Source organism: Gordonia terrae (assembly GCF_051789125.1).
In the GTDB taxonomy this organism is placed as follows: domain Bacteria; phylum Actinomycetota; class Actinomycetes; order Mycobacteriales; family Mycobacteriaceae; genus Gordonia; species Gordonia terrae_A.
Genome location: NZ_CP196526.1, coordinates 1965729 through 1984949, shown reverse-complemented (window position 1 = coordinate 1984949; position 19221 = coordinate 1965729). Strand labels below are relative to the sequence as shown.

The 19221-nt window shown below is 69.2% G+C and carries 10 protein-coding genes and 1 tRNA gene; 5 read left to right on the top strand and 6 right to left on the bottom strand.

Annotated features, from left to right (window positions below):
- Positions 1-100: 100 nt before the first annotated feature.
- On the top strand, positions 101-469 hold the full coding sequence (locus ACSUZC_RS09010; RefSeq protein ID WP_439032487.1) for a VOC family protein: 369 nt from the start codon (positions 101-103) through the stop codon (positions 467-469).
- A gap of 168 nt (positions 470-637) precedes the next feature.
- On the opposite strand, the gene ACSUZC_RS09005 is transcribed toward ACSUZC_RS09010, so the two are convergent.
- From ACSUZC_RS09005 to ACSUZC_RS08990, 4 genes are all read right to left on the bottom strand, one after another.
- Positions 638-713, bottom strand: a tRNA-Arg gene (locus ACSUZC_RS09005).
- Positions 714-769: 56 nt separating this feature from the next.
- Positions 770-3760 carry an AAA family ATPase gene (locus ACSUZC_RS09000; RefSeq protein ID WP_439032486.1) on the bottom strand — a complete coding sequence of 997 codons (2991 nt, stop codon included), beginning with the start codon at positions 3758-3760 and terminating at the stop codon, positions 770-772.
- A complete protein-coding gene (locus ACSUZC_RS08995) occupies positions 3757-4947 on the bottom strand; it encodes an exonuclease SbcCD subunit D (protein WP_439032485.1) in 1191 nt (396 codons plus the stop codon). Before ACSUZC_RS08995 ends, ACSUZC_RS09000 begins: the two co-directional genes overlap by 4 nt.
- A 46-nt stretch (positions 4948-4993) precedes the next feature.
- The gene (locus tag ACSUZC_RS08990; RefSeq protein ID WP_439032484.1) at positions 4994-6541 is read right to left on the bottom strand and encodes a DHA2 family efflux MFS transporter permease subunit; all 1548 of its coding nucleotides are present in this window, start codon (positions 6539-6541) and stop codon (positions 4994-4996) included.
- A 132-nt stretch (positions 6542-6673) separates the two neighbouring features.
- On the opposite strand from ACSUZC_RS08990, the gene ACSUZC_RS08985 reads away from it, so the two are divergent.
- From ACSUZC_RS08985 to ACSUZC_RS08970, 4 genes are all read left to right on the top strand, one after another.
- Positions 6674-7747, top strand: coding sequence for a glutathione S-transferase family protein (locus tag ACSUZC_RS08985; RefSeq protein ID WP_439032483.1), 1074 nt, complete (start codon positions 6674-6676; stop codon positions 7745-7747).
- Positions 7744-8502 (top strand): hypothetical protein, encoded by a 759-nt coding sequence (locus ACSUZC_RS08980; protein ID WP_439032482.1) that lies wholly within the window; start codon positions 7744-7746, stop codon positions 8500-8502. Before ACSUZC_RS08985 ends, ACSUZC_RS08980 begins: the two co-directional genes overlap by 4 nt.
- Before the next feature lie 14 nt (positions 8503-8516).
- The gene (locus ACSUZC_RS08975; protein ID WP_439033052.1) at positions 8517-12422 is read left to right on the top strand and encodes an ABC transporter ATP-binding protein; all 3906 of its coding nucleotides are present in this window, start codon (positions 8517-8519) and stop codon (positions 12420-12422) included.
- 184 nt (positions 12423-12606) lie between these two features.
- The gene (locus tag ACSUZC_RS08970) at positions 12607-16449 is read left to right on the top strand and encodes a multifunctional oxoglutarate decarboxylase/oxoglutarate dehydrogenase thiamine pyrophosphate-binding subunit/dihydrolipoyllysine-residue succinyltransferase subunit (RefSeq protein WP_439033051.1); all 3843 of its coding nucleotides are present in this window, start codon (positions 12607-12609) and stop codon (positions 16447-16449) included.
- 76 nt (positions 16450-16525) lie between these two features.
- On the opposite strand, the gene ACSUZC_RS08965 is transcribed toward ACSUZC_RS08970, so the two are convergent.
- Together ACSUZC_RS08965 and ACSUZC_RS08960 are read right to left on the bottom strand one after the other, a co-directional pair.
- A complete protein-coding gene (locus tag ACSUZC_RS08965) occupies positions 16526-17824 on the bottom strand; it encodes a glycosyltransferase (RefSeq protein ID WP_439032481.1) in 1299 nt (432 codons plus the stop codon).
- Positions 17821-19197 carry a hypothetical protein gene (locus tag ACSUZC_RS08960; RefSeq protein ID WP_439032480.1) on the bottom strand — a complete coding sequence of 459 codons (1377 nt, stop codon included), beginning with the start codon at positions 19195-19197 and terminating at the stop codon, positions 17821-17823. Before ACSUZC_RS08960 ends, ACSUZC_RS08965 begins: the two co-directional genes overlap by 4 nt.
- Positions 19198-19221: the final 24 nt, after the last annotated feature.

The following is a 19221-nucleotide window of genomic DNA, read 5'->3' as shown; positions in this document are numbered from 1 at the left end:
TTGTGGCCATTCGGAGAAGACTGTGGCAAGCTCTGCCCCAGCGTCGCGTGCCGGTGGCGGACCGCGTCAGGCATGGAGGCGCCGGGACGAAAGTTTCGTCATGGCAGTCAGTTTCAATCACATCATCATCGGAGCGCACGATCCGCAGACGTCCGCGGACTTCTATCGGGACGTGCTCGGCGCGCGACCCGCACCCGGCTGGGGTCCGTTCGTCAACATCCTCCTCGACGACGACACGCTCCTGCAGTTCGCACCTGCGCCCGTCGCGGAGCCGGTTCACATGGCATTTCTGATGGACGACGCCGATTTCGACCGCGGCTATGACGCACTGCGTCGGCGTGGCGTCGAACACTGGGCCGATCCGCAGATGCGGCGGCCCGGGGAGATCTCGACCGACGACGGTCGACGCGTGTACTTCAAGGATCCGTCGGGCCAGCTGCTGGAGATGCTCACCGAGCCGTATGTGTGAGGCCAGGTGGGTCAGGAGGCGCTGAACGCGGCGTTCACAACGCCGCCTGCCCCGTGGATCGATGGGCGCAGCCACCCACGGATCTTGACGACAGCAAAAGCGCCACCTGAGTCCAGGTGCGCCGGTTGTAACCGGCGCTTCTGATCCCAAGTGGCGCTTCTGTGGCGATGGTGCCCCCGGCAGGATTCGAACCTGCGGCCTTCTGCTCCGGAGGCAGACGCTCTATCCCCTGAGCTACGGGGGCTCATCGGGCGGGACTCAGCCTAGCGCACTGTTCTCCGACAAGCCCAATCGGCCAGCTCACGACACGCCGACCGGACTCTGCAGCCGGATCGACGACCCGTGCTCGCCGCGCAAGACGTGCAGTTGGGCCGGAATTCGCGCCCGCAGTTCGTCGACGTGACTGACGACGCCGACGACGCGGCCGCCCGCGCGGAGCTCGTCGAGCACGCCCATGACGAGGTCGAGGGCCTCGGGGTCGAGGGTGCCGAATCCCTCGTCGATGAAGATCGTGTCGAGAACCCGGCCGCCGGATTCCGCGGACACCACGTCGGCGAGCCCCAGGGCCAACGCGAGGGAGGCGAAGAAGGTCTCCCCGCCCGAGAGTGTCGTCGTCGCGCGGAGTGCGCCGGTGTACTCGTCGCGGACCTCGATCCCCAGGCCTCCGCGCCGGCCGCGGACCCCGGCGGCGTCGGAATGCACGAATTCGTATCGACCCGAGGACATTTCACGGAGTCGACCAGACGCGGCCACGAGCACCTCGTCGAGACGCGCGGCCAGAACGTAGGAGCGCAGCGACATGCGGCGGGAGTTCTGTCCTCGACCGCTGACCAGCTCGGCCAGTCCCTGGAGCTCGGCCTGGCGTTCCTGCAGTGGCGCCAGGGCGTCGAGGGCGGCCCAGAACTGCGCGACGTACTCGTCGAGGCCGGCGAGACGTTGTGCCGCCACCGCGTGCGCGGTGGCCGCGTCGTCTCGGCGCGTGCGAGCGGCAGCCGACTCGGCAGCCAGCCGCTCGAGGTCCGGGTCGGGCGATTCGAACGCCGACCGCACGTCCGGATCGGCGAGGGTCTCCTCGGCAGCGGCACGCATGCCGGCAGCCTCCTGCGCCATGGACTCCCAGGCGGCGATCTGCCGCGCGGTAGCGAACGCCTTCCGGACGTCGGCAACGGACTCGAAACCCGCGTCGGCGCAGGCCTGGGACAACCGCTGCGTCGCCTCGGCCGATCGTTCACGCGCGCGTCGGACCTCCCCGCACGCGTCCCGCAGACGACGTGCCCGCCGCACGAGTTCGGCGAGCTCGCGCCGCCGTTCGGCGATCCCCACCCGGCCACCGGTGGCCTCGCGGACGTCGGCGTCGAGCTCGGCAAGGCTGCGGCGCAACGACATCAACCGCTCACGACGCGCCGCCTGCGCCGACTCGATCTCGGCCACCGCGGCCCGCCATCCGTCTACCTCGGCATCAATACGCTCGACGGCCGCCCGCAGCGCGGGCACGCGGGCGGCAGCGCGTTCGGCGTCACGGAGTTCGGCGGCGACCCGGGTGTGGTCGGCCGCCGCGGCGTCGGGATCAGCGCCGGCGATGATCTCGTCGAGGTGGGCGCGGCGCTCGGTGAGGGCCGTGACCGCGGTCTGCGCGGTCGCCTTGACCGCGCCCGCACGTTCTTCGGCCGCCGTTGCCTCGTCCTCTTCGGCCGCGGCCTCACCGACCCCGGATCCGGTGCCCCCCGCGGCTGGTCGTGGGTGCGCGAGCGATCCGCACACCACGCAGGCCTCGCCGTCGACGAGCCCGCCGGCCAGCTCCGCGGCCATCCCGGCGAGGCGTCGTTCACGCACGTCGAGTACGTGCTCGCGTGCAGCGGCGTGCGCATCGCGCGCGTCGAGCAGGGCCTTTTCGGCAACAGCGAGCCGGCCGAGCACATCTCTTCGATCGGCCATCGCCGCCAGGGCCGCATCGAGCCGGTCACGCTCGGCACGCAGTCGGGGGACCTGTACTCGCAGTTCGTCCGCCCCGAGCAGGTCCGCGGTGGCGGCATCTCGACGAGTCGGCACCGCCTCCAGCGCGGTCGTCGTCCGTTCGATCTCACGGTCGGCCTCGGCGACCGCGGAATCGAGTTCGGCGATCTCGGTGAGCAGTGCCGGACGTTGCGCCACCCGGTCGGCGAGTGGCTTCCACCGCCCCGACTCCTCGGTCCAGCGATCGATCGCCGAGTCCAGCCGCACGGCGAGGGCGTCGTCGATCTCGTTTCCGCAGAGGGACTCTGCCTCGGCGAGCTCGACGAGGGCGGTGCGGGCACGCGTGGCGCCCTGCCCGGCCGTCTCGAGCTCGGCCTCGACGCGGTCGTGGTCGTCGGCGAGGGGAACGATCGGCGCCGCCCGCAGCGCCAGCCGACGGGCCTGCGCCGCGGCTGCCAGTGCGGGCTCCCCCTCGACCAGCTGTGCGAGGCGCTCGGTGGCCTGGCGACCGCGGCGACGAAGTTCGGCCACGCGAGCACCCGCCTCGTACGCGGCCTGAGCCTGATCGGCCGCGGCCTGCGCGGTGCCCGCCTCCGCGAACGTGCGCTGCGCCGTCTCCCGGGCGGCGTCCAAACACCGCTGCGCCCAGTCGAAGTCGGCATCGGCGGTCGGTTCGGCACCGCCGACCGCGACGATCTGACCCGCGATGCGGTCGAGCACGGCGGTGTGTTCGGTCAGCGTCGCGCCGCTGTCGCGCGCACGCTCGCGCAGCCATTCTTCGAGATCACCGAAACGCTCCGTGTCGAAGAGGCGCTCCAGCAACGCTTCCCGTTCGTCGGAATGTGCACGCAGGAACCGGGCGAAATCACCCTGCGGCAGCAACACCACCTGAAAGAACTGGTCGGCACTCATCCCGAGCAGGCGCACGACCGCGTCCCCGATCTCGGGGAGACGCGTGAGATCGGGGCCCGAACCGTCGACCCACACCAGGGTCGCTCTCGCGTTCACCTTGCGGGTGCCGTCTCCGCGTTTCTTGGGGCGCTCGTGCTCGGGTGATCGGGTGATCCGCAGCCGCCGCGACGCAATGGTCGCCTCGAGTTCGACTTCTGGGATCTCGTGTGGCGCAGCATGATCGGAATGCAGGCGACGATTGGTGTCACGCACACCCGGCACCCGGCCGAACAGCGCGAACGCGACGGCGTCGAGAACGGTGGTCTTGCCCGCACCGGTCTGCCCGTGCAGGAGGAACAGACCGTCGCCGCCGAGGTCGTCGAAGTCCACGGTGATCTCGTCGGCGAACGGACCGAACGCCCGGACACGCAGCCGGTGAAGCCTCACGCCGACTCCGCGACGATCGCCTCGATGTCGAACAACGTGAGTTCGGCCGCGTCGGACTCGGGCTCGCCGACCACGGCACGCAACGCACGCTCGACGAGGACCCGTTCACCCTTGGTGGGCGCGTCGCGCACGTCCTCGATGAAGGAGGCCACGATCTCGGCGTCGCTGCGTCCGCGGACCCGCGACCGGTAGTCCACACCCGAACCGCTGTGGGGACGATCCCACTGCACATGGACGGCGAACGGAAAGCGTTCCCGCAGGCGGCGCATGGCGTCGGTCGGGCGCACCGCATCGGTGAGTGTGACCTCGACGTAGTGATCATGCGCGGCCGCGAACCGCTCCTCGGCCAGCAGATCGGCGAGAACGCCGGTGAGAGAACTGAGTTCGCGGACGACCGGCAGTTCGTGCGCCCGTACCCCGGCGACCCCGGAAGCATCGAGATCCACGATCAGTACCGCCTTGCGGTGGGTGCGTTCGCCGAACGAGTAGGGCAGGAGCGACCCGCTGTAACGCACGGACTCGGTGACCTGCTGCGGTGAGTGCAGATGGCCGAGCGCCACATAGTCTGCCCCCGAGAAGGTCTCGGCCGGAACCGTTTCCACTCCCCCGACGCTGATGGAGCGCTCCGATCCCGCAGCCGCCGCCCCGCTCACGAACGCGTGCGCCACCACCACCGAACGCGACTTCCGCACAGACAGATCCGCTCGGACACGCGCCATCGCGGCATCCAGCACGGCGGTGTGACCACACGGCGACTGCACGCCCAGGTGGTGCCGGGCCGTGTCGGGCTCGAGGTACGGGATGCCGTAGAAGGCCACCTCGCCGTGCTCGTCGGAGAGAACGACCGGGCGGTCGATGTCGGCGATCGAGGTCCGCAGATGCAGTCCGCCGGCGGCGGCGAAGCCCGAGCCGGCACCGAGGCGGGTGGGCGAATCATGGTTGCCCGAGGTCACGACGATCTGCGCTCCGGCGGCGGCGATCTCGGCCAGCCCCTCGTCGTAGACCCGGACCGCGTCGGCCGAGGGCACCGACCGGTCGTAGACGTCCCCGGCGACGATCACCACGTCGGCCGACTCCGCGGCGACGACCGCGGCAAGGTGGGACAACGCGCGACGCTGATCGGCGAGCAGCTCGACCCCGTGGAACGTCCGGCCCAGATGCCAGTCGGAGGTGTGCACGATCCGCATGGGCGCAACCTTACGGTCGGGCCCCGACAGATCGTGGGACGCGCGCTCAGGCGCCGGGCACCCCGGCGGTGTGAGTCGTGCTACCCGGCGTCTGCGGGTCGACGACCTGCGGCGGAAGGGTCTGATGTGCGGGTCGGACGAAGAAGAACGTCGCGACGACGCCGACCAGCAGCACCGCGGCAGGCAGGTAGAGAGACTGGCCCATGGCGGTCGCGAACCCCTCCCGGAGGAAGTCCGGCAGTTGACCGCTCCCCCCGTCCTGGGCGGCCGCGTCGTCGACGCCCGGCAGCTCGGCAGCCAGCCGGGTCTGCAGCAGCGCGCCGATCATCGCCGCTCCGAGAACCGAACCGATCACGCGAAGCGTGTTGTAGACACCCGCACCGGCGCCGGCCTGATGCCACGGCAGGTTGCGTGTCGCGGTCGCCGCGAGCGGCGCCCAGATGCCCGCCGAGGCGACACCCATCAGGCAGAGCGGGACGACGATCAGCCAGACCGGCGTCGCGGGCCGGGTCACCACGCCGAGCCAGCCGATCGCCACCGCGTTCAGCAGCAACGCCGAGGACACGATCGTGCGCGGGTGGACCCGGTCGACGATGCGCCCGACGATCGGGGCGAGAACACCGGTGAGGACCGCCATCGGGACCAGCACGACGGCCGACTCGGTCGGCGACATCCCGCCGACGAGCTGCAGGAAGAACGTCAACGGGATCATCATCGCCGACACCGCGAAACCCATCGATGCGATACCGACGGTCGCCAGCGAGAAGTTGCGATCCCGGAACAACGACAACGGCACCAGCGGCTCGGTGCGAATCCTGGACTGCCAGTAGACGAACGCCGCGAGCACGGCGAGGCCGCCGAGGATCAGCACCCAGATCCAGGCGTTCCAGGCGAACTTCTCCCCCTCCTGGATACCGAAGACGAGCGCGGAGAGCCCCACCGCCGACAATGCGACGCCGATCCAGTCGAACTGGTGGTCGTTGGTACCGACACGCGGGACGAGGATCGCTGCGAGAACGAGTCCGACGACACCGACCGGAAGGTTGATGAAGAAGATCCACTCCCAACCGAATGCGTCGGTCAGCACCCCGCCCAGCAGCGGACCCACCAGCGTCGCGACGCCGGCGACCGTGCCCCAGACACCCATGGCTGCGCCGCGCTTCTCCGCCGGGAAGATCCGGGTGATCAGGGCCATCGTCTGCGGGGTGATGAGCGCCGCCCCCACGCCCTGCAGGGCGCGCGCCGCGACCAGTTCGCCGATCGACGACGACAGGCCACACCACAGACTCGCGACGGTGAACACCGCCAGCCCGATCTGGTAGATCGTCTTCGGCCCGAACTTGTCACCCAGCCTGCCGGTGATCAGCAACGGCACCGCGTAGGTGAGCAGGTACGCACTGGTGACCCAGACGACCCCGTTGACGTCGGTGCCCAGATCGGACTGGATACGCGGTTGTGCGACCGCCACGATCGTCATGTCGACGAGGATCATGAAGAACCCGATGCAGAGCGCCAGCATCGCCGCCCACGGCCGGGTGGTGACGGTCTCTTCGGGTGCCGGGACCTCGCCGCGGTTGGCATCGCTGGATTGCATCTGCACGATGCTAGACCTGTCCGATTGACACCCGCCCCACGCGACCACGGCCCACAGGCGGCCGATTCGAACGCGGCGATCCCGGGACGGACCCGGCTCCTCGTGTCGCCCGCGATCACTACTGTGGAGACCATGAGCACCGAGTCCGAGCAGACCACCGCCTCCGAGCAGACCGGCGGCGCCGGAGACGACCAGGGTTCGTACGTGATGACCGGCCAGGAATTCGTGCGCGACACGAAGTACATCGAGACCCGCATCACGGCCGATGGTCGCGACGGCTACCCGGTGGAGGCGGGGAGATACCGCCTGATCGCGGCACGCGCCTGCCCGTGGGCGAATCGCACCCTGATCGTCCGCAGGCTCCTGGGCCTCGAGGACGCGATCTCACTGGGGCTGTGCGGGCCCACCCACGACAAGAACTCGTGGACGTTCGATCTCGATCCCGGTGGTCTCGATCCGGTTCTGCAGATCCCACGACTCAAGGACGCCTACGAGAAGCGGATCCCCGGTTATCCGAAGGGCATCACGGTTCCCGCGATCGTCGACATCCCGACCGGCGAGGTCGTCACCAACGACTTCCCACAGATCACCATCGACTTCTCGCTGGAGTGGACCGCGTTCCACCGCGACGGCGCGCCCGAGCTCTACCCCGAGCGTCTGCGCGACGAGATCGACGAGGTCAGCCACGGCATCTACACCGAGGTCAACAACGGTGTGTACCGATGCGGGTTCGCCGGTAGCCAGGACGCCTACGACGCCGCGTACGACCGGCTGTTCACGAAGCTCGACGAGCTCTCCGAGCGGCTCGCCACCCAGCGATTCCTGGTGGGCGACACCATCACCGAGGCCGATGTCCGCCTGTTCACCACCCTCGCCCGCTTCGACGCGGTCTACCACGGGCACTTCAAGTGCAACCGGAGCAAGTTGAGCGAGATGCCGGTGCTGTGGGGGTACGCCCGCGACCTCTTCCAGACCCCCGGGTTCGGCGACACCACCGACTTCACGCAGATCAAGCAGCACTACTACATCGTCCACACGGACGTGAACCCCACCCAGATCGTGCCGAAGGGGCCCGACCTGCGGAGCTGGCTCACCCCGCATCACCGGGAGGAGCTCGGTGGCCGTCCGTTCGGCGACGGCACGCCCCCCGGCCCGCCACGGCCGTCCGAGGTCGTGCCCGACGAGGATTGGGTTCCCACGGCATGAAAGACAAGACACCACACGCGATTTCGACCGAGAAGGGCCGCACGCCACCCGGCAAGGCGGTCGAGGTGACCGGCGGGCTCCTCGACCGAGCCCAACGCCTCCAGGCACCTGCGGTGAAGAAGTACGTGGATTCCCTGCGGCGGAAGTATCCCGACGATTCACCGGCGCAGATCATCGAGCGTCTCGAGAAGCGCTACCTCAACGCGGTCACCGGCTCGGGTGGCGCGGTCGGGGCCGCCGCCGCGGTACCCGGGGTCGGGACCGTCACTGCCTTCGGGGCGATGACCGGCGACACCGCGTTCTTCCTCGAGGCGTCCGCTCTCCTGGCGCTGTCCATCGCCGAGGTGCACGGCATCCCGGTCCACGAGTCCGAGCGTCGTAAGGCGCTGGTCATGACCGTCGCGCTCGGCGAGGAAGGGGTGCTCGCCCTCGGACGCGTCGTCGGCACCGGCGGCGGCGCCCTGCGCCGGCTCAGCGGCGCCGCGCTGCCGTCGGGCGCCCTCACCAAACTCAACAAGACCCTGGTGAACAAACTGGTCCGCAAGTACGCGATCCGCCGTGCGCCCCTGATCTTCGGCAAGCTGATGCCCGCGGGCATCGGAGCTGTCATCGGCGGAGCGGGAAGTCGGGCGTTGGGACGCAAGGTCGTCCACAACGCGCGGCAGGCGTTCGGTCCGGCACCCCGGACGTGGGTGATCGACGTCGACTTCGTCGAATCGCCGACTCCGGACCCGCTCCCACCCGGTTCGTGGTGACGCCGAGCCCTCCTCTGCGAACTCCGTCCGAGACCGCCGCCGTCGCGGCGGCCCCGGCCGCATCCGCTTCCGGCACCAAGGGCTGGATCCGCAAACTGGTCCGCGAGTCGTGGCGATACCGTCGCATCGTCATCGTGACGATGAGCGTCACCCTCATCGCTGTCGGCGTGGACGTCGGGGTCCCACTCCTGGCGAAGGCTGCGATCGACCACGCCACCGGCGTCGTCGACGACGATCTGTCGCTGGACACGATCATCGCCGCGCTCGTCGTGCTCGCCGTCATCCGTTACGTGTGCCATCTCGGGCGCCGCGTGTTCGCCGGGCGCCTCGCGATCAACGTGCAGAACACACTGCGCCTCCGCCTACTCGACACGCTGCTGCACCTCGACGGCCGGAGTCAGCACCAGATACGCACCGGGCAGATCGTGTCCCGGTCCATCTCCGACATCCAGGTGGTGCAGAGCCTGCTCGCCATGGCGCCGCTGTCGATGGGTGCCGCGGTACAGATGGTCGTCGCACTGGGCATCATGGCCTACCTGTCGCCGCTCCTGACCGCCGTCGCGCTGATCATCGTGCCGCTGATCGCCGTCGAGGTACTGCGCACCCGGCGTCGTCTGTTCGCGGCCACGTGGTCGGCGCAGCAGTCCGCGGCCGACGTCGCCCAGCACGTCGAGGAGACAGTCACCGGCGTGCGGGTCGTGAAGGGATTCGGCCAGGAGGACCGAGCGGTCGACGGCCTCGTCGACCGCTGCCGGACGGTATACGCCCGCCGCCTGCGGGCGGCCCGTATCAACTCACGCTTCACCCCCACGCTGGCCGCGATCCCGCAGCTGGGCATGGTCGGGGTGATCGTCGTCGGCGGATACCTCACGATGACCGACCGGATCACGGCCGGAACCTTTCTCGCGTTCAGCACCTATGTCGCCACCATGACCGGGATCGCCCGCCTCCTGACGAACCTCATCGTCAACGCGCAACTCGCGCGCGCCGCCGTCGAACGTGTCTACGACGTCATCGACCACCCGCAGGACCCCGGCAACAGCGCATCCGGCTCGCTACCGGAAGGGCCGCTCGGGCTGGATCTCTCCGGTGTCGAGTTCGCCCATCGCACCCATGACGCCGACGACCCGCCCGCTGTCCTCGCCGGCATCGACCTCCGGATCGAACCAGGCGAATGCGTGGCCGTCGTCGGCCCGCCGGGCTCGGGTAAGTCGACCATCGCGGATCTGGTGAGCCGGTTCGAACGCCCGGACGCCGGTGTGATCTCGATCATCGGCGACTCGGCCGACGGCGGCCTGTACGCGCTCGACGACGTCGCCCCGGGGGCGCTCCATCGTGCCATGGCCGTGGTGTTCGACGAGCCGTTCCTGTTCTCCGACACCATCACCGCGAACATCGCGATGGGTCCTGCCGCGACGGGCGGCGATGTCGACGACCGGGTACGCGCGGCCGCGGCCGCCGCCGACGCGGAGGAGTTCATCGAGGCACTGCCCGACGGCTACGACACGGTCATCGGCGAGCGCGGCCTCACCCTGTCCGGCGGACAGCGTCAACGCATCGCGCTCGCTCGCGCACTGTTCGCCGACCCACGCATCCTCGTGCTCGACGACGCCACGTCCGCCGTGGACGCGACCACCGAGTCACGCATCCTCGCCCGACTCCGCCGCGGGAACCGCACGATGCTCGTCCTCGCACATCGGCGGTCGACACTCGTCCTCGCCGACCGCATCGCGGTGCTCGACGACGGTCGGATCACCGCGCTCGGGACACTCGCCGAACTGGAGGCGACCTCGCCCCGGTTCCGCGAGCTCATGACGAGCGCCGCTCCCGACCCCGCCGACGACACACCTTCTGCCGGCGCACGTGATCAGACTCTGCCGACCGACCTCGACAGGCTCTGGCCCCGTGTCGAATCCGACGACTCCGGGACACCGGTGACGCGCCCGGGTGCCGGCGCGGGGAGCAGGACCGGTCGCGGTGGCGGAGTCGCCAGCGCCCTGGGGTCGATGCCCGCCACCCCGGAGCTACGGGCGAGCGTGGACGCGCTGCCCCCGGCCGACGAGGACCCGGACGTCGACGTCGACGCGGCGCGACGCGAGAACCCGATCTTCAGTCTGCGGGGCCTGCTGCGTCCCGTGCGCCTGCTGCTCGCGGCCGCCCTGGTCGCGATCGCCATCGACACCCTTGTCGGCCTTGCCTTCCCGAGCATCGCCCGTGCGGTCATCGACGCCGCAGGCCGGTCCGATCAGTCCACGCTGTGGGAGGCCGCGCTCGCCGGGGCGGTCCTGGTCGGCATCGGCTGGGCCGCGGCGTCGGCGATGGTCATCACCTCGACCCGCGCCGGTGAACGCGTGCTGTTCGGCCTGCGCATACGCAGCTACGCCCACATCCAGCGACTGGGCCTGGACTACTACGAGCGCGAGCTGTCCGGCCGCATCATGACGCGGATGACCACCGACATCGACGCGCTGTCGACCTTCTTGCAGACGGGTCTCACGTCCGCGATCGTCGCCGTGCTGACGCTGCTCGGAGTCATCGTCGCGCTGCTCGTCACCGGCCCCCTCCTGGGCCTGCTCGTGCTGCCGGTGTTCCCGCTCCTGATCGTCGCGACCGTGGTGTTCCGGCGGGTGGCGAGCCGCGCGTACACGCGGTCCCGGGAACTCATCAGCACCGTCAACGCCGATTTCCAGGAGAACATCGCCGGCATCAAGACCACGCAATCCTATCTGCGGACCGACGCCGCACAGGTCCGGTTCGCGCGGCGATCGGCGGAGTGGGTCGAGGCGCGGATGGTCTCGCAACGGGCCATCGCCACCTACTTCCCACTGATCCAGCTCATGTCCGACATCGCGACCGCCGTCGCCCTCGGGGTCGGTGCCGGTCAGGTCGCATCCGGCTCCCTGTCGGCGGGGACCCTCGTGGCGTTCGTCCTGTACCTCACGATGCTGTTCGGACCGGTGCAGCAGCTGTCCCAGGTGTTCGACGGATATCAGCAGGCGTCGGTCGGCCTGCGTCGCATCGCCGACCTGCTGCAGACCCCGAGCTCCCTGCGCACCTCGACACGGTCGCTGGCTCCCCCGGCGGGCGGCTTCGAGGGCGAGGTGGACTTCCGGCGGGTCGGGTTCCGCTACTCGGAGTCATCGGCCGATGCGCTCGCCGACGTCGACCTGCACATCCCGCCCGGATCGTCGCTGGCGCTGGTGGGACGCACCGGCGCGGGGAAGTCGACCATCGTCAAACTGCTCGCCAGGTTCTACGACCCCACCTCCGGACACGTGCGTGTCGACGGCACCGACATCGGCGACTTCGACCTCACCCGCTATCGGCAACGACTCGGACTCGTCCCGCAGGAGCCGCACCTGTTCACCGGGACCGTCGCGGAGAACATCGCCTACGGCAGACCCGGGGCGACGCGCGCGGAGATCGCCGCCGCGGCAGCCGCGGTCGGGGCACTGCCGATGATCTCGGCACTGCCCGGCCGCATGAACCACCCGATCGGCGAGCGGGGGCAGGGACTTAGTTCGGGGCAACGGCAGTTGATCGCGCTGGCACGCGCCGAGCTCGTCGACCCCGATCTGCTCCTCCTGGACGAGGCGACGGCCACCCTCGACCAGGCGACCGAGGCACAGGTACTCGCGGCCGGCCGCGCGGTGACCCGCAGGCGCACGTCGGTGATCGTCGCGCATCGCCTCGCGACCGCGGCCCGTGCAGACGTCATCGCGGTCGTGGACGGGGGACGTATCGTCGAGCTCGGAACACACGACGAGCTGCTGACGTTGGGACAGAGGTATCGCGGGTTCTGGGATGCAGGTGTCGATCCCGACGACTCGGTGATACCCGACCCGTTCGCACCCACTCCCACCAGCACAGGTGCAGCCCCCGCGCCGACCCCCCGGAGCGCATCGGAACTGACTCGGTAGTAGCAGGTCGGTAAGTGTGAGCGAGTCGACGACGCGTAGCATCGGCAGATGGTTCACCGATAGTCTTCACGAGAGACGACAGCGTGGCAGAGAACCCGGCACCTTCAGGGAATTGAGGCGAGATACCGCTGTGAGCAGCAGTTCGATTTCGGATTTCGGACAGAACACGTGGCTGGTCGAGGAAATGTACCAGCAGTTCAAAGAAGACCCGAACTCGGTGGATCCGAGTTGGCATGAACTTCTGAAGAACTACGAACCCGGAGAGAACGGCGGCTCCGCGCCGTCCGACTCGCCGTCGGCGACCCCTGCGAAGTCCTCCACAGCCTCACCGTCCGCCGGGAAGTCCTCCGCCTCGGGGTCGACGACCAACGGCACCGCCGGGTCGTCGACCACCGCCGCACCGGCCGCCGAGAACGCGCCGCGCAAACAGGTGACCCTGGACCAGACCCCGGCCCGTGCCACCCCTCGTAAGCCCACCCCCGCCAAGGAGTCCGCGGCGACGAAGGCCGCTTCCGGCCACAGCGTCGCCAGCCGCGACGGGTCGGCGCGTTCGCAGCCCAAGACCGACAAGTCTCCCGCCGACAAGCCCGCAGCAGGCAAGGCCGACGCCCAGAAGGCAGACGGCCAGAAAGCCGAAGCAGCCGATGGCAACAAGGTGCTGCGCGGTCCTGCCGCCGCCATCGCCAAGAACATGGCGCTGTCGCTGGAGATCCCGACCGCGACGAGCGTGCGCGCCGTCCCGGCCAAGGCGATGATCGACAACCGCATCGTCATCAACAACCACCTCGCCCGCACCCGCGGCGGCAAGATCAGCTTCACCCACATCCTCGGGTACGCGATCGTCCAGGCCATCAAGGCGTTCCCGAACATGAACCGGCACTTCGCCGAGATCGACGGCAAGCCCAATGTGGTGACCCCGGCCCACACCAACCTGGGCCTCGCGATCGACCTCGTCGGCAAGGACGGCAACCGCACGCTCGTCGTGGCGGCCATCAAGGAGTGCGAGACGATGGGTTTCGCCGAGTTCTACTCGGCCTACCAGGACATCGTCCGGCGCGCACGTGACGGCAAGCTGGGCGCCAGCGACTTCTCGGGCGTGACCATCTCGCTGACCAACCCGGGGACGATCGGCACCGTGCACTCGGTGCCGCGCCTGATGAAGGGGCAGGGCGCCATCATCGGCGCAGGCGCGATGGAGTACCCGGCCGAGTTCCAGGGCGCCAGCGACGAGCAGATCGCCGAACTCGGCGTCGGCAAACTCATGACGCTGACCTCGACCTATGACCATCGAATCATCCAGGGCGCGGAGTCCGGCGATTTCCTCCGGACCATCCACGAGCTCCTCATCGACGATGCGTTCTACGACGAGATCTTCACCGCGTTCCACGTCCCCTACGAGCCGATCCGCTGGCGTCGGGACCTTCCGGCCGGACTCGTCGACAAGAGCACCCGTGTCCTCGAGCTGATCGCGGCCTACCGCAGCCGTGGCCATCTCATGGCCGACATCGATCCGCTCATGATGGACAGCGATGCCCGCAGCAGCCATCCGGATCTGGACATCCAGAACTACGGCCTGACCCTCTGGGACCTCGACCGCAGCTTCAAGGTCGGTGGCTTCCACGGCCAGGAGAAGATGAAGCTGCGGGACGTGCTGTCGATCCTGCGCGACGCCTACTGCCGCCACGTCGGCGTGGAGTACACCCACATCCTCGAACCCGAGCAGCAGAAGTGGCTGCAGGAGCGAGTCGAGATCAAGCACGTCAAGCCGCCGGTGGGTGAGCAGAAGTACATCCTGAGCAAGCTGAACGCCGCCGAGGCCTTCGAGACGTTCCTGCAGACCAAATACGTCGGCCAGAAGCGGTTCTCGCTCGAGGGTGCCGAGTCCGTGATCCCGATGATGGATGCCGTCATCGACCAGAGCGCCGAGCACAACCTCACCGAGGTCATCATCGGCATGCCGCACCGCGGCCGGCTGAACGTGCTGGCCAACATCGTCGGCAAGCCGTACTCCAAGATCTTCGGCGAGTTCGAGGGCAACCTGAACCCCTCCCAGGCGCACGGTTCGGGTGACGTCAAGTACCACCTCGGTGCGGAGGGCAAGTACTACCAGATGTTCGGCGACAACGAGATCAACGTCTCGCTGACCGCCAACCCGAGTCACCTCGAAGCCGTCGACCCGGTCCTGGAGGGCCTCGTCCGCGCCAAGCAGGACCTCCTCGACGACGACGACCGGTTCCCGATCCTGCCGCTCATGCTGCACGGTGACGCCGCCTTCGCCGGACAGGGTGTCGTCGCCGAGACCTTGAACATGGCGATGCTCCCCGGGTACCGAACGGGCGGCACCGTGCACATCGTCGTGAACAACCAGGTCGGTTTCACCACGGCACCGGAGCACTCGCGCTCCACCGAGTACTGCACCGACGTGGCCAAGATGATCGGCGCGCCGATCTTCCATGTGAACGGCGACGACCCCGAGGCGTGTGTCTGGGCCGCGAAGCTCGCCGTCGACTACCGCCAGGCGTACAACAAGGACGTCGTCATCGACCTCGTCTGCTTCCGTCGCCGCGGCCACAACGAGGGCGACGACCCCTCGATGACGCAGCCGGCGATGTACGAGGTCATCGACACCAAGCGCGGCGTGCGCAAGAGCTACACCGAAGCGCTCATCGGTCGCGGTGACATCTCGACCAAGGAGGCCGAGGACGCCCTGCGCGACTACCAGGGCCAGCTCGAACGCGTCTTCAACGAGGTCAAGGAACTCGAGAAGTTCAGTGTCGAACCGTCCCCGTCGATCCAGGCCGATCAGACACTGCCCACCAAGCTGGTGACGGCCGTGGACAACAAGACGCTGGAGCTCATCGGCGACGCGTTCGTGAACGTCCCCGACGGGTTCACCCCGCATCCGCGCGTCAAGCCGGTGCTGGAGCGTCGTGCGGAGGCCGCCCGCAAGGGCAACATCGACTGGGCTTTCGCCGAGTTGCTGGCCTTCGGGTCCCTCGTGATGGAAGGACGGACCGTGCGTCTGTCCGGCCAGGACTCACGACGGGGCACGTTCACCCAGCGCCACTCGGTGCTCATCGACCGGTCGACCGGTGCGGAGTACACACCGCTCAACCATCTGCAGCCCGCCGGAGACGACGGTGCCGAGGACCACGGCGGCCGGTTCATGGTCTACGACTCGCCGCTCTCGGAGTTCGCGATCGTCGGGTTCGAGTACGGCTACTCCGTCGGCAACCCGGATGCGCTGGTGGTGTGGGAAGGCCAGTTCGGCGACTTCGTCAACGGTGCACAGTCGATCATCGACGAGTTCATCTCGTCGGGTGAGGCCAAGTGGGGTCAGCTCTCCGACGTCGTCCTGCTGCTGCCGCACGGTCACGAGGGGCAGGGACCCGACCACACCTCGGGACGCATCGAGCGCTTCCTGCAGCTGTGCGCCGAGGGTTCGATGACGGTGGCCCTGCCGTCGACTCCGGCCAGCTACTTCCACCTGCTGCGCCGTCACGTGCTCGACGGCATCAGCCGTCCGCTGATCGTCTTCACACCGAAGTCGATGCTGCGCAACAAAGCTGCGGTCAGCCCGGTCGAGGACTTCACCGAGGACAAGTTCCGGTCGGTCATCGACGACCCGCACTTCGTCAATGACTCGAGCGCAGATCGCGGCAAGGTCAAGCGGGTGCTGCTGGTCAGCGGCAAGCTCTACTACGAACTGGCCGCGCGGCGCGACAAGGAGAAGCGCGACGACATCGCGATCGTCCGCATCGAGCAGCTGTACCCGGTGCCGCATCGTCGTCTGCGCAACACCCTCGAGCAGTACGACAACGCGACCGAGTTCCGCTGGGTCCAGGAGGAGCCCGCGAACCAGGGACCGTGGCCGTTCCTCGGCCTGTGGCTGCCGGAGGTGCTGCCGGATGTGCTCGGCGGACTGCGCCGGGTGTCGCGTCGGGCGATGTCCGCACCGTCGTCGGGTTCGAGCAAGGTCCACGCCGTCGAACAGCAGGAAATCCTCGACGAGGCTTTCGGCGAGTAGACGCATCGCACAACGGGCATCTCGCACCGCGGCCACCGACCCTGAGGGTCGGTGGCCGCGGTGCGTTGCCGGGTCGTCAGCGCAACCGGGACTCGCAGATGTCCGCGGCAGCCGCGACCGCTTTGTCCGGCGGGATCATCCGTCTGGCGAAAGCGGTTGCCGCCGCACGGGTCTCGTCGGCGAGCACACGGCCGAGACCGGCGAGCGCCTCGTCGTCGGTGAAGGTCGACAGTCGCGCGGACTCCCCGACCCCCAGTGCGCGCACACGCTGACCCCAGAACGGCTGGTCAGCGGTCACCGCGCAGATGAGCGTGGGCAGTCCCGCGCGCAGACCCGCGGCGGTGGTGCCGGCCCCGCCGTGATGGACAGCGGCCACACACCGGGGCAGAACCGACGCATGGTCCACCCCGCCGGCGTAGAAGACGTCCGAATCCTCGGGATCGACGCCGCGAGCATCGCCGGCGGCGATCAGACAGCGGACCCCCAGGGCTCGTGCGGCGGCCCGCCACCGTGCGAGCAGCGCAGGCGGGTCGATGATCGGCATGCTGCCGAACGTGATGAACACCGGTGGCTCACCGGCGTCGAGCCACCGGGCCAGTTCTGGTGCGTCGGCACCGGCTTCGGCGATACCGGTCCGGTTCGCCGAGGGTAGATCGAAGAAGCCGACGACGGGTTTGCGTTCGTCCCACTCGTCGGAAAGACCGGGGACCATCCCCGGATCATAGGCCTGGATCTGTCGGGTTCCGTTGTCGTCCAACCTCCGTGGTAACGGCCGCGATGCCGGGTTCAGGCCGATGCGTCGCCGGAAGCGGTTCTCGTTCCAGCCGGTCACCATCCAGGTGAGCTTGTCCGCGACGCGCCATGAGCGTCGTTTCCATCTGCGTGACCACGAATCCGTCAGCCCCGGGACCGCGCCGATGCACCCGTTCTCCGACATCGGCCCGTACCGCAGCACCGTCATCGGGATGTCCATCCGCTCCGCCAGCGCGGCACCCCGGTCCTGACACAGCGGGGCGACGACGAGCAGGTCGGTACCGGCCAGAGGCGCGGCGTCGCGGAGGAACAGGCACTCAAGGTCGGAGTCGAGGGCCTCGAACCCGCCGCGCACGGTGGAGATCGCGAATCGCGCACGGGACAGCGGATTTCGACTGCTTCGCGCCGAACGTGCCTCGGCGGAGGACCACGCGGCGTCCGAGTCGAAGCCGATCTCGGACACGTCGGCCACGCCCACCGCCCGCGCCAGACCGGCCAGGTTGGGCGGGACGAGCACGCTGACTCGGTGGCCGCGCAGCCGCAGCTCGAGGGCCAGGCAAATCCCGGGCTGGATGTCGCCCCGGCTGCCGTACAACAGGATCGAGATGTGCGAGGTGCTCACCAGAATCGGTGTCCGATCCCCCAGGCGGTCAGCTCCGCGGCGATGAGCGCACGCAGGGCCGCGGGGTCGCCGAAGTCGTCGGGGTCGATTCCGAAGAACGTCAGCGTGATCGTGTCGTGGTACTCGACGGCCCATGCGGCGATCGCAGGCCCACGGACCCGCCGCTCCTGCGCGGGCATCCCCTGCATGACGGCCCGGATCGCGAATCCGGACGCGGTGTGCCCGCCGATGCGCAACGCCGACGACGGGGTCGTTCCCAGGTTGGACACGGTGGTGTCGGGTCCCGGGATGCCGCGCATCAGACGGCCGAGGAGACGACGCGGCAGCAACCGGACCACCGGCTGGAGGTTGTCGGCCACCTGGTCGGCCCCGGAGTCGGCATAGTCGACGAAGGCACGTTTGCTGAGGGCGCGGATCCCACCGAGGTCGGTGCGGGGTTCGACCGGCTCGGCCAGCCGGATCCAGACTCCGCCGGAGGCGTTGGCGCGCGTGTCCTCGTCCCCGTCCCGGTTGCTGACCGCGATGCAGACCTTCATCGGTCCGTCGATCCGACGACCGGAGCGGTGCACGATGCCCGCGAGCAGCGCGGTGAAGAGTGAATTGCCGGTCCCGCCATGCTCGTCGGCCCGCGCCGTCCACGTCGCTGAGTCGACGTCGACGGTGGCCAGTGTGGTGTCCGGTGCGGGCGTGCCCGACGACCGGGAGTCCGCACGACTCCTGGCGGGTCCCGACGCGGCGGGCGCCGACGTGTTCGGCTCGCCGCGGGATTCCCGCGCCTGTCGGACGAGGATGCGCACCGATCGTGCGGCAGCGCGCACCGCCTGCGCGGCGTCGGCGGCGTCCTCACGGAACGCGCGGGACGCCTGCACCCCGGCCATCGACGGCAGGGGCGCGGTCTCGCCCGCCGAGGCGGCCGCGACGAGGCGGTACAGGCCCTGGCCGTCGCTGATCATGTGGGACGCGAGGAGCGAGACCACCCGTCCGCCTCCGCGGGTCCGGGCCGAGTCGAGCCGCCAGCCGGACCCGCCGACCGGGTCGAGACGAGTCGACCGCAGCAGTGCGTCGGCCCAGGCACCGATGTCGGCGTCGTCGATGGTGTCCACCGGGCCGGCCTCGGGCGGGATGTCCGAACGGACCCACCGGTGCCGGGCGAACGGCACCCGACGACGCGAAACGGCGCGATGGAGCGGGCCGGCCGCCAGGCCGGCGCGCAGCGCATCGATCGCCTCGTCCCCGGGATCGGCGTCGAAGACCCAGGTCAGCTGGATCGGGGCGCCCATCCCGAACAGGTCGGCCACGAGCAGATACGACTCGTCGGGACCCTCGACACGCAGCACACCGGCGGGGCGCAGCTCCGTCATCGTCATACGCACTCCTCGTTCGTCTCGGCACTGGAC